The organism is Stenotrophomonas sp. STEN038 (assembly GCF_056759895.1).
In genome coordinates this window covers 1-8,247 of sequence record NZ_JBRRDW010000089.1, presented here as the reverse complement: position 1 = coordinate 8,247, position 8,247 = coordinate 1, and the positions used below count along the sequence as shown (strand labels likewise).

The following is an 8,247-nucleotide window of genomic DNA, read 5'->3' as shown; positions in this document are numbered from 1 at the left end:
CCTACAAACGGGGCAGGCTGCTGGTAAGGCCCCTGCCGAGCATGGCTCGGCACTACAGCGGGTTTGGCTTTTGTAGGAGCGGCGTAAGCCGCGAAGCCGCAGGTCTGTCAGCTTGCGGGCAAGTAGGTGATCTCGGCATCGCCAGCTTCGCGGCTTATGCCGTTCCCACAAGCGGAGCGGGGTGCTGGTGAGCCCCTGCCGAGCATGGCTCGGCACTACTGGTGGAACGATGGCCTTGGTTGACAAGGGTTTGGATCGGATTGCGAACTTGTTGTAAATAGTTCTTGCATCGTTATTGAGAATCATTATCATCAACTCCGTCCCCAGCACGGAATCACGATGATGTCGGCCCAGCCCGTTATGCTTCGCCCCCGCACCCTCCACCTGCCGCAGCGCCCGGTCCAGTTGTTGCCGGTCGATGGCGTTGTCGATAGCGGCGCCCTGCTCAAGGGCCAACGCGAGATCGTGATCCAGCATGGCGATAAGTTCTATCGCCTGCGGCACACCAGCAACGACAAGCTGATCCTCACCAAATAAGTCGCTGCACGGCCGCGTTCGCCGTAGCCAGCGTTGGCGCGCTTGGCTTCCAGGAACGCACAGCTCTCTCCCCCCTTGACTGCAGTCTGGTTGCTCCGGCAACCGGGCTGTCTGTCAGGGGTTTTGTTCACTCCAAGATTCCAGGCCTCCATGATCCGTCCAACTGTCTTGACTGCTGCCCTATGGGCGGTGCTGTCTCCCGCGCGTGCCGAGAACGTCGCCACGCCTGCCGTGCATGAATTCGACCGCGTGCAGGTCACCGCTACCCGCACCGAGCGTGCGGTCAGTGATGTCGCCGCCACGGTCGATGTGATTGATCGCGAGCAGCTGGACAAGCAGTTGGCCAACGACATCGCCGACCTGGTGCGCTACGAGCCGGGCGTGTCGGTCACCCGCAGCGCTACCCGTTTCGGCCTGGGTGGTTTCCGCATCCGCGGCCTGGACGCCAACCGGGTGCTGATCCAGACCGACGGCATCGCCATGCCGAAGAGCTTCAATATCGGCAGCTTCGCCAACAGCAACCGCAACTTCACCGATCTGGAAACGCTCAAGCGTGTGGAAATCGTGCGCGGCCCGGCCAGCTCGCTGTACGGCTCCGATGCACTCGGTGGCGTGGTGGCCTTCGTCACCAAGGACCCGGCGGACTACCTCAAGGACGGCAAGGACAGCTATGTCGGCCTGAAGTTTGGCTATGACGGTGAGTGGAAGGGCCTGCTGGCCGGTGCAACCGCTGCTTGGGGCGGTGAACATTGGAGCGGCATGGTCAACGTCAACCATCATCAGGGTCAGGAGACCGGAAACAAGGGTGATGTGCGCAGCATGGACTACACCCGCACCGCGCCGAATCCACAGGAACGCGATGGCCGCAGCGTGCTGGCCAAGCTGGTCTATGCGCCGGATGAAAGCCAGCGCTTCCGCCTGACCGTTGAAGGTAACGAGGACAGCACCGATACCGACGTGTTCTCCTCGGTCAACGACAAGCACCCGGTTGCGGCCTCGCGCACCACCACCAGCATGAAGGCGCATGACACGCAGAGCCGTACCCGGCTGTCCTTCGCCCATGAAATGGATGCGCTGGATGCTGCGTTCGCCGATAGCCTGAACTGGCAGATCTACAGCCAGAACAGCGAAACCAAGCAGGTCACCGACGAAGGCCGGACCAATGGCAGCCGCCGTCATCGCGCCTTCCATTTCGACCAGCGCGTCTACGGTGCGCAGGTGCAATTCAACAAGGCGCTGGAGACCGGCTCGGTCACGCATGCGCTGACCTGGGGCTTCGATGGCGCGGTCACCGACATCCGCCAGAAGCGCGATGGTTACCAGGTTCTGGCCAACGGCACGATCAGCTCCAACATCTCGCCTGACAACTTCCCGGTGCGCGATTTCCCGATCAGCAAGACCACCGAACTCGGCCTCTACGTACAGGACGAAATGCGCCTGGCCGATGGCCGCCTGTCAGTTGTGCCGGGCCTTCGCGTTGACCATTACCGGCTCAAGCCCGAACTGGACACGATCTTCAGGGAAGACAATCCGAACATGGCGGTGGCCTCGCTGACCAAGACCAGCGTATCGCCGAAGCTGGGCGTGGTGTGGCGCTTCGATGACCAGTGGTCGGTGTTTGCTGGCTACGCGCATGGCTTCCGTTCGCCGCCGTACAACGATGTCAATCTTGGCTTCACCAATCTGACCTTTAATTACACCGCCATCCCCAATCCCGACCTGAAGCCGGAAACCAGCAATGGTGTGGAGCTGGGCGTGCGCTATGTCAGCCCGGTCGCTTACATGAGCGTCAGCGGCTACTGGAACGACTATCGCGATTTCATCGAATCGCAGCGCTATGTCGGCGTCAATGCACAGGGTCTGATGGTGTTCCAGTCGCAGAACATCGCTGATGCCCGCATCTATGGTGCCGAGCTGAAGGCTGGTGTCGATTTCGGCCAGGTCAGTGATGCGCTGAAGGGCTGGGGCCTGCGCAGCGCGGTGGCATGGGCGCATGGACAGAACCGTACCGCGGATACGCCGCTGGACTCGGTGGACCCACTGCGTGGCACCGTCGGCCTGATGTACGACCGCGACGATTGGGGCGTTGAACTGGCTGGCACCTTTGCCCGCCGCAAGGACCGCGTCGCCGTAGCCACGGCGTATCGCCCGGCCGGTTATGGGGTGATGGACCTGATCGCGCACTGGGAGTTCGCACCGGGTGCCAAGTTCAATGTCGGCGTGTTCAACCTGACCGATCGCAACTACATCGACTGGTCCAGCATCACCTCGACGCTGGCTGGCAGCAGCAGCGTGATTGATCGCTTCAGCAATCCGGGGCGCACCGTTTCGGCCAGCGTCTCTGTGTCCTGGTAAACAACAACGTTAGCGGTTCCTCCAGGAGCCGGCGAAGGATCGCATCGTGGCCATGGATGGCCATCCCTTCCATTCGCACAAGGAAAACCCATGAAGCTGCTTTCCGCCAGCCTGCCGTTGCTGTTTTTTGTCAGCACCGCCGCCAGCGCCGCCACTGCTGATATCGCCCGTGACCACGACAGCATCCTGAAGATGCAGGGTGAGTACACGGTGGACTTCGCCTTCGATGAAACCGTGCTGCTCAAGCCCGGTTACGAGCGTGCGTCGGCGATGCGCAGCGGTGGTGACGAAGTGGTGATCGTGGTTGAAGACAGCTCGCGGCGCATCGTGCTGCAGCACCTGCTGGTGGACACCAAGAGCGGCCATGTCACCAAGCACTGGCGCCAGGACTGGGTCTATGAAGCGCCGCAGCGTTTCGAGTTCACTGCAGACCAGACCTGGACGGTGCGCGCCATTCCGGCCGCCTTGAACCAGGGTGCGTGGACGCAGTGCGTCTACGAAGTCAGCGATGCGCCGCGCTATTGCGGCACCGGCCGTTGGAGTTACAACAACAATGTGCCGACCTGGACCAGCGACCTGAGCTGGCGGCCGTTGCCGCGCCGCGAGTACACCAAGCGCAGCGACTACAACGCGCTGGCAGTGGTGAACCAGCACACGCTCACCCCGAACGGCTGGACCCATGAGCAGTTCAACACCAAGGTGCAGCGCAATGCGGACGGCAGCCAGGTAGAGATCGCGCGCGAGTTCGGTTTCAACGACTACATCAAGACCACCGAAGTGGACTTCACCCCGGCGCGTACGTACTGGGCCGCCACCGCGCCGTTCTGGGCGCAGGTGCGCCAGCGTTGGGATGGCTTCCTTGGCAAGGCACCGGGCGTGCACCTGAAGACCAAGCTCGATGGCATGGCGATGATCATGCCGCTGTTCCAGCAGGCCGAGGAAATCCAGGGTGGCGCGGCAGTGGATACCGGCAAGATCGATGCGGTGTTCGCGAAGTACGTGGAAGCGGCCAAGTAAGTTGGCTTTGTTCGGCCTTTTTCTGATCTTGTGGGAGCGGCATCAGCCGCGAAGCTACCGCAACATCAAGGGCCAGGAGCTGACCCCTCCCCAACCCTCCCCTTGGCTTCGCCAACGGGAGGGAGCAGAGCTGTAGGAGCGGCGTCAGCCGCGAAGCTGATGCTCCATCAGGTCACCGGTATAACCGTTGCTTCATTGGCACCAGCTTCGCGGCTGACGCCGCTCCTACATGCTTCCGGCTTATTCCTTGAACATCAACAACGCGGCCACCACGATCAGCGCGAACGCCGCCCAGTGGTTCCACTTCAGCGGTTGTCCCAGGTAGGTGGCAGAGAACACCGCGAATACCACCAAGGTAATCACTTCCTGCATGCCCTTGAGCTGCGGCGCCGAATACACCGCGCTGCCCATGCGGTTGCCCGGCACCTGCAGGCAGTACTCGAAAAAGGCGATGCCCCAGCTGACCAGGATCACCGTCATCAACGGGGCGGTCTTGAACTTCAGGTGGCCATACCATGCGATGGTCATGAATACGTTGCTGGCAACCAGCAGCAGTACCGGGTAGAGGTAGGCGGTAAAGGAGGGGGCGGCCATATCCAGTTTCATCAAGGCGGGTCGCTAGCATAGGGTGCGGATGGGCAAACGCTTATCCGCACCGAATAAGTTTCAAGTGATACCAGTGGCGGCGTAAAGCCGTCTTCACACGGAATCCACCAGGAGTGCGGCATCTTTCACAAAGCTGAAGACTAAGGAGGCTCCATGCGACAGACCAAGGAATCGTCCGGGCTGGTACTGGTTGTCGAAGACAACCGCAACATCTCCGAGATGATTGGCGAATATCTGGAAGGCAAGGGTTTCGAGGTGGACTACGCAGCCGATGGCCTGGACGGCTACCGGTTGGCCGCTGAGAACAGTTACGACGTGGTGGTGCTGGATCTGATGCTGCCGCGACTGGACGGCATCGAGGTTTGCCGCCGCCTGCGCAATGAAGCACGCAAGTCCACGCCGGTGCTGATGCTGACCGCACGCGACACGCTGGACGACAAGCTCACTGGGTTGGGCTACGGCGCTGACGATTACCTGACCAAACCATTCGCGATCCAGGAGCTGGAAGCGCGCCTGCGTGCGTTGATCCGCCGTGAGCGCCGTCAGGTCGGTGCCGAGGTACTGAAGGTCGCCGACCTGGTGCTGGACCCGGTCAGCATGCGTGCTACCCGCGCTGGCAGCGAACTGCAGCTGTCGCCGATTGGCCTGCGCCTGCTCACCATCCTGATGCGCGAATCACCACGCGTGGTGACCCGCCAGGAAATCGAGCGCGAGATCTGGGGCAATGGCTTGCCCGATTCAGACACGCTGCGCAGCCATCTCTACAACCTGCGCAAGATCATCGACAAGCCGTTCGACCGGCCGTTGCTGCATACCGTGCAGAGTGCCGGTTACCGGATTGCCGACATCGGCCAGTCAATGGGCTGATCTGCAGGGGGCGTGTACTGGCACCTGTGGTTTGAAGAACCGCCGCAGAACATGAGTTGCGGCGGTTTTTTTTAGCCGGATGATTCTGCGGCGGAGCCAGTCCGTTTCATATAATCACGCGGGCTTCTAGGGGGGGCGCATGTCGTACGGGTTACCGCGGAAGATCAGAATAGCGTTCATCCTGCAGGCGTTGCTGGCGAGTCTGGCGGTGCTGCTTGGCGGCTATCTGATGGCCCTGGTGGTCAAGTACGGCCTGATCAACGCAGTCCTGCAGAGTGAGGCGCAGTACTACTGGCAGCAAAGCGCGCAGGTGGAAGACCTGGCGCCGCCCAATACGCTGCGCATCCGCGGTTACCTGCAGCCAGCAGGGCAAGCCGGCGCGAAGGTACCCGCGCAGCTGCGAGCATTGGCACCGGGGTTTCATGAGCTGGAGTCTTCCGATCAGCTGGTGCTGGTGGACCAGCAGCCGGAGGGGCGGCTGTACCTGGTATTCCAGCGTTCGATTGTGCACCGCGCGGCCGTATGGGGAGGGGGGCTGTTGATCCTGTTGGCCATCCACGCAACGTCGTGGCTGACCTATCGCGCCTCATCGCGGCTGGTTGCGCCGGTCAGCTGGCTGGCACGACGGGTATCGCTGTGGGATCCACGCCACCCAGATGCCAAGGAGCTGGCGCCGGAGCGCTTGCCGCCGGAGGTGCAGGGCGAGACCCGACAGTTGGCGCTGGCCCTGCATGACATGGCGGGCAAGGTTGCCGATCACGTGGCACGTGAGCGCAACTTCACCCGTGATGCCAGCCATGAGCTGCGTACGCCGCTGACCGTGATCCGCATGGCCAGCGACATGGCCTTGGCCGATTCCGGGCTGACCCCGCGCCTGCAGCGCATCCAGCGTGCGGGCCGCGACATGGAGGCGGTGATCGATGCCTTCCTGCTGCTGGCCCGCGAGGTGGATGTGGAGCCGCAGTCGGAGCTGTTCGATGTCGGCGAAGTGGTGCGCTACGAGGCCGCCAACGTTGAAGAGCTGTTGCAGGGCAAGCCGGTCCAGCTGCGGGTGCTGGTGGAAGGCAGCCAGATGCTGATGGCACCACCGCGGGTGATGCACGTGGTGGTGGCCAATCTGTTGCGCAATGCCTGCCTGTATACCGATGTGGGCGAGGTCGAGGTGCGGGTGATGCCGGGCCAGGTGGTCGTCCGCGATACCGGTATCGGCATGAGCAGCGAGGCGCTTGCGCGGATCTTCGACCCCTTCTTCCGGGCCGATGGCGGTCGCCAGCTGGGTGTCGGGCTGGGCCTGCCGATCGTGCGCCGGCTGTGTGAGCGCTGCGGCTGGCGTATCGAGCTGGACAGCCGTGAAGGGCAGGGCACTACCGCTACCCTGCTGTACCGCTGAGACGCGGTTTTGCGGCGTCGCCGGTAAGCAATGACCAGATGTGGCAAAATTGGCGGCTAATCTCACGCTACCGGTGTCATTCCCATGAGCGGTTGTTCCGCCTCCATCGTTGTGCTCAGCCGCAGCGCGGCAACTGGCAAGGTGTCGCATGGCTGATCAGATCGGGCATATGCCGCGTGGCCCGGGGCGAATCCTGAAGGCCGCCAAGTGGTCCTGGCAGGGGCTTTGCGCTGCCTGGATGCACGAGTCCTCGTTCCGGCTGGAAGTCTGCCTGTTCGTGGTGCTGGCGCCGTTGGCGTTGTGGCTGGGCCAGGGCCCGGTGGAGCAGGTGCTGATGATCGGCTCGATGCTGCTGGTGATCGCCATGGAGCTGGCCAACTCGGCCATCGAGGCGGTGATCGAGCGCTACGGTCCGGAGTACCACGTGCTGGCTGGCCGCGCCAAGGACATGGGCTCGGCGGCGGTATTCGTGCTGATGATGAACGTGCTGCTGTGCTGGGGCCTGATCCTGCTGCCGCGCGTTTTCTGACAAGTCAGCCGCCGGGTGGCGCTGACGCAATGGTGTTATTGAAGGATTGTTCACATGTCTCTTGAGTTTCTAGCCGACCCGAACGTATGGGTCACCCTGTTCATGCTCAGCGCACTGGAAATCGTGCTCGGTATCGACAACCTGGTCTTCATCTCCATCGCGGTCGGGCGCCTGCCCGAACAGAAGCGCCCGCTGGCACGTCGCGTCGGTATCGCGGTGGCCTGTATCACCCGCATCCTGCTGCTGATCTCGCTGGCCTACCTGGCGCATATGGAGAGCAACCTGTTCAACGTGGCCGGGATGGGTATCGCCATCCGCGACCTGGTGCTGATCGTGGGTGGCCTGTTCCTGCTCTACAAGGGCGGCAAGGAAATCCGTGAGCTGGTCACCGGTGGCGAAGACGAAGACCCGACCACGACCAAGGTGGCGTCTTCGTTCGGCATGGTGATCGCGCAGATCGCGGTGATCGACATCGTGTTCTCGCTGGACTCGGTGATCACCGCCGTCGGCATCGCCTCGCACGTCCCGGTGATGGTCTGTGCGGTGCTGTTGTCGGTAGCGGTGATGCTGCTGGCAGCCAATCCGCTGGGCCGTTTCATCGACGCCAACCCGACCGTGAAGCTGCTGGCGCTGGCCTTCATCCTGATGGTGGGTGCGGTGCTGGTGCTGGATGGCCTGGACGTGCACGTGCCCAAGCCCTACATCTATGCGGCGATGGGTTTCTCGATCCTGGTGGAGTGGCTGAACCTGCTGATGCGCCGCAACGCCAAGGCCCACCACGTGCCGGGTTCGGACAACTGGTAAGCGCCTGATTGGCCGGAACCCCCGGCCGGCAACAGGACCCAAAGGGCCGGCATTGCCGGCCCTTTGTCTTTTTTTGTAGGAGCGGCGTCAGCCGCGAAGCCGGCCATTGCCCAGATTGCGGGCATGCTCATGACTCGAGGCG

The 8,247-nt window shown here is 62.5% G+C and carries 8 protein-coding genes; 7 read left to right on the top strand and 1 reads right to left on the bottom strand.

The window, feature by feature from the left end:
- Window positions 1–342: 342 nt before the first annotated feature.
- From hemP to ACVOLS_RS20800, 3 genes are all read left to right on the top strand, one after another.
- A complete protein-coding gene (hemP, locus tag ACVOLS_RS20810; protein WP_282273037.1) occupies window positions 343–537 on the top strand; it encodes a hemin uptake protein HemP in 195 nt (64 codons plus the stop codon).
- Window positions 538–687: 150 nt separating this feature from the next.
- Window positions 688–2,892, top strand: coding sequence for a TonB-dependent hemoglobin/transferrin/lactoferrin family receptor (locus tag ACVOLS_RS20805; protein WP_481547208.1), 2,205 nt, complete (start codon window positions 688–690; stop codon window positions 2,890–2,892).
- A 90-nt stretch (window positions 2,893–2,982) separates the two neighbouring features.
- Window positions 2,983–3,909, top strand: coding sequence for a DUF6607 family protein (locus ACVOLS_RS20800; protein WP_481547207.1), 927 nt, complete (start codon window positions 2,983–2,985; stop codon window positions 3,907–3,909).
- A gap of 240 nt (window positions 3,910–4,149) precedes the next feature.
- Here ACVOLS_RS20800 and ACVOLS_RS20795 read toward each other — a convergent pair whose 3' ends face one another.
- A complete protein-coding gene (locus tag ACVOLS_RS20795; RefSeq protein ID WP_481516493.1) occupies window positions 4,150–4,503 on the bottom strand; it encodes a DMT family protein in 354 nt (117 codons plus the stop codon).
- A gap of 165 nt (window positions 4,504–4,668) precedes the next feature.
- Between ACVOLS_RS20795 and ACVOLS_RS20790 the strand changes: the two genes are divergently transcribed.
- From ACVOLS_RS20790 to ACVOLS_RS20775, 4 genes are all read left to right on the top strand, one after another.
- Window positions 4,669–5,382, top strand: coding sequence for a response regulator transcription factor (locus ACVOLS_RS20790; protein ID WP_057630720.1), 714 nt, complete (start codon window positions 4,669–4,671; stop codon window positions 5,380–5,382).
- A gap of 139 nt (window positions 5,383–5,521) precedes the next feature.
- Window positions 5,522–6,772, top strand: a complete 1,251-nt coding sequence (locus tag ACVOLS_RS20785; RefSeq protein WP_481547206.1) for a sensor histidine kinase — start codon at window positions 5,522–5,524, stop codon at window positions 6,770–6,772.
- Window positions 6,773–6,920: 148 nt separating this feature from the next.
- Window positions 6,921–7,301: a diacylglycerol kinase gene (locus tag ACVOLS_RS20780; protein ID WP_481547205.1), complete on the top strand. Its 381-nt coding sequence runs from the start codon at window positions 6,921–6,923 to the stop codon at window positions 7,299–7,301.
- Between the two features lie 54 nt (window positions 7,302–7,355).
- Window positions 7,356–8,105, top strand: coding sequence for a TerC family protein (locus ACVOLS_RS20775; RefSeq protein WP_481547204.1), 750 nt, complete (start codon window positions 7,356–7,358; stop codon window positions 8,103–8,105).
- Window positions 8,106–8,247 lie beyond the last annotated feature (142 nt).